We start from the raw sequence: 3205 nt of genomic DNA on the forward strand, positions 1-3205 counted from the left end.
ATCGCCAAGGCGCTGCGGGCCGCGTTGGAGGAGACGGACGGGACGCCGCTCGGCGGCGTGCTGTCGCTCCTGGCCGTGACGGACGGGGCGGCCGCCCGGGACGCGGAGAACGCCCTCGGTGTCGGGCTTCCCGCCGTGACCGCGGGCACGCTCGCGCTCGTCCAGGCCCTCGACGACAGCGGGACGCGAGCGCCGCTGTGGTGCGTCACGAGCGGCGCCGTCCACAGTGGGCGGGCCGGGCAGGTGGAGCCGGCCGGCAGTCCGGTGCAGGCGCAGTTGTGGGGGATGGGGCAGGCCATCGCCCTGGAGGCGCCGGGGAGCTGGGGCGGTCTGATCGACCTGCCCGACACCACGGGGGCCGAAGGGAGCGACGCGTCGGTGATGGAGCGGATGTGCGCCGTGCTCGCCGGGGACCTCGGCAACGAGGACCAGGTGGCGGTGCGCGGCTCCGAGGTCTTCGCCCGCCGGGTCGAGCGTGCTGTGCTCACCGGCGCCGGTCGCCGGTTCGAGCCGCGGGACACCGCTCTGATCACCGGGGGCACCGGCTCCGTCGGTGGGCGACTCGCCCGCTGGCTGGCCGGACGGGGCGCCCGGCACATCGTGCTGACGAGCCGTCGGGGCCCGGACGCGCCGGGAGCGGCGGAACTGGTGGCCGAGCTGGCCCGTGCCGGTGCGACGGCGACGGTGGTCGCCTGTGACGTGGCGGACGGCGAGCAGGTCCGGGCCCTGGTCGAGCGACTGGCGGCCGAGGGCCGGCCGGTGCGCAGTGTCTTCCACACGGCAGGTGTCGACGACACCGCGGCCTTCCAGGACACCGACGCCGACGCCTACGCGGCGGTGCTGGCGGGCAAGGTGACCGGCGCGCTCCACCTGGACGAGGCGCTCGGGGACTCCGTGGACGCCTTCGTGCTGTTCTCCTCGATCTCCGGTGTGTGGGGCAACGCCCGGCATTCCGCGTACGCCGCGGCGAACGCCTCCCTGGACGCGCTGGCCCACCGCAGGAGGTCCCTGGGCAGGACGGCGACGTCCGTGGCCTGGGGCTGGTGGGAAGGCGGCGGGCTGGCGGGTGAGGCCGGTGTCGGCGACGCCCTGAGCGGACTGGGTCTGTCGGCGATGTCCGCCGGTCCGGCCCTGGCGGCCATGGCGCAGGCGGTCGAGCACGAGGAGACCGCGGTCGTCGTCGCCGACGTCGACTGGGCGCGGTTCGCGCCCGTGTTCACCGCGATGCGTCCCAGCCCGCTGATCGGCGACCTGCCGGAGGTGCGCGGCCTGCTGTCAGCCGAGGACGGGCGGGACGCGCAGGACTCGGCGGAAGCCGAGGGCTCGGCACCCGACGCGGCCGGCCGTCTCCGCGCCGAACTGGTCGAACTGTCGGTGCCGGAGCGTGAGTTCACCCTCCTCGAACTCGTCCGCGACCACGCGGCGGCGGTGCTGGGGCTGGACGGGCCCGGCGAGGTGCGGCCCGACCGGGCGTTCCGCAAGCTCGGTTTCGACTCGCTCACCGCGGTGGACCTGCGGAACCGGGTGGCCCGGGCCACCGGCCTGAAGCTGCCCGCCGCCCTGGTCTTCGACCACCCGACACCCGCCGTGCTGGCGCGCTTCCTGCTCGGCAGGCTGGACCTTCCGCCGGTGGCGGACGGTGATCCGGCCACGCCGCCCTCGGCCGCCCCCGCCCCGGTCTCCGCCCCTGTTCCGGTCTCCGCCGGGGCGGCGTCCCCGGTGGCGGACGACTCGATCGACGACTTGGACGCCGAAAGCCTGATCCAGCTCGCGCTGGGCGACAACGGCTCGTGATGACGTGCGAAATGTGGAGTGAATGATGGCTGCTTCGGCGGACAAGGTTCTTGAGGCTCTGCGGGCGTCGGTCAAGGAGACCGAGCGGCTGCGCCGGGAGAATGCCCGGATCACCGAGGCGGCGCGCGAGCCCGTCGCGATCGTCGGCATGAGCTGCCGCTACCCCGGCGGGATCGCGGGCCCCGAGGACCTGTGGCGGCTCGTGGACGAGGGCCGTGACGCGGTGGGCCCGTTCCCCACGGACCGCGGGTGGGACGTCGACGGCCTGTACGCGTCGAGTCCGGCCGGCTCGGGGGCGTACGAGGGCGGGTTCGTGCACGACGCCGCCGAGTTCGACGCCGGGTTCTTCGGGATCTCGCCGCGCGAGGCGCTGGCGATGGACCCGCAGCAGCGGCTGCTCCTCGAGGCCTCGTGGGAGGCGGTGGAGCGGGCCGGGATCGCGCCCACCGCGCTGCGCGGCACCCGTACCGGCGTCTTCGCCGGCGCGGCGGTCTCCGGTTACGAGTCGAAGCTGCAGAACGCCTCCGAGGACGTCGAGGGCTACTTCCTCACGGGTACGGCGGGCAGCGTCGTGTCCGGCCGCATCGCCTACACGCTGGGGCTGGAGGGTCCCGCGGTCACCGTCGACACCGCCTGCTCGTCGTCGCTGGTCGCCCTCCACATGGCCGTGCAGGCCCTGCGGTCGGGCGAGTGCGACCTGGCGCTGGCCGGCGGTGTCGCGGTGATGGCGGTGCCGGAGGCGTACGCCGAGTTCAGCAAGCAGGGCGGCCTCGCCGTCGACGGCCGCTGCAAGTCGTTCGCGGCGGCGGCGGACGGAACGGGCTGGGCCGAGGGCGTCGGCGTGCTGCTGGTCGAGCGGCTGTCGGACGCGGTGCGCAACGGGCACGAGGTCCTGGCGGTCGTCCGGGGCACCGCCGTCAACCAGGACGGCGCCAGCAACGGCCTGACCGCCCCCAACGGCACCGCCCAGCAGCGGGTCATCCACGCCGCGCTCGCCAACGCGGGGCTGACCACGGCCGACGTCGACGCGGTCGAGGCGCACGGCACCGGCACGGTGCTGGGCGACCCGATCGAGGCGCAGGCCGTCGTGGAGACGTACGGCCAGGACCGCGCCGACGGCCGGCCGCTGTGGCTGGGTTCGCTGAAGTCGAACATCGGTCACGCCCAGGCGGCGTCCGGTGTGGCCGGCGTGATCAAGATGGTCATGGCGGTGCGCCACGGCGTGCTGCCCAGGACCCTGCACGTGGACGAGCCGACCCCGCACGTCGACTGGTCGGCGGGCGCGGTGGAGCTGCTGGCGGAGGCCCGCGGGTGGCCGGAGACCGGGGCCCCGCGCCGTGCCGCCGTGTCGTCGTTCGGGGTGAGCGGCACCAACGCGCACGTCATCGTGGAGCAGGCTCCCGGGACCGCC

General features: G+C 75.1%; 2 protein-coding genes. Both read left to right on the top strand.

Features of this window, described 5'->3' with window-relative positions; genetic code table 11:
• Nucleotides 1–1794 (top strand): beta-ketoacyl reductase (locus tag HW445_RS23975; RefSeq protein WP_180223021.1); only part of this gene is annotated, 1794 nt, incomplete at its 5' end.
• A gap of 25 nt (nucleotides 1795–1819) precedes the next feature.
• Nucleotides 1820–3205: beta-ketoacyl synthase N-terminal-like domain-containing protein (locus HW445_RS23980; RefSeq protein ID WP_180223022.1), on the top strand; the 1386-nt coding region annotated here is incomplete at its 3' end.

This window comes from Streptomyces sp. UH6, assembly GCF_013421635.1.
In the GTDB taxonomy this organism is placed as follows: Bacteria; Actinomycetota; Actinomycetes; order Streptomycetales; family Streptomycetaceae; genus Streptomyces; species Streptomyces abyssomicinicus.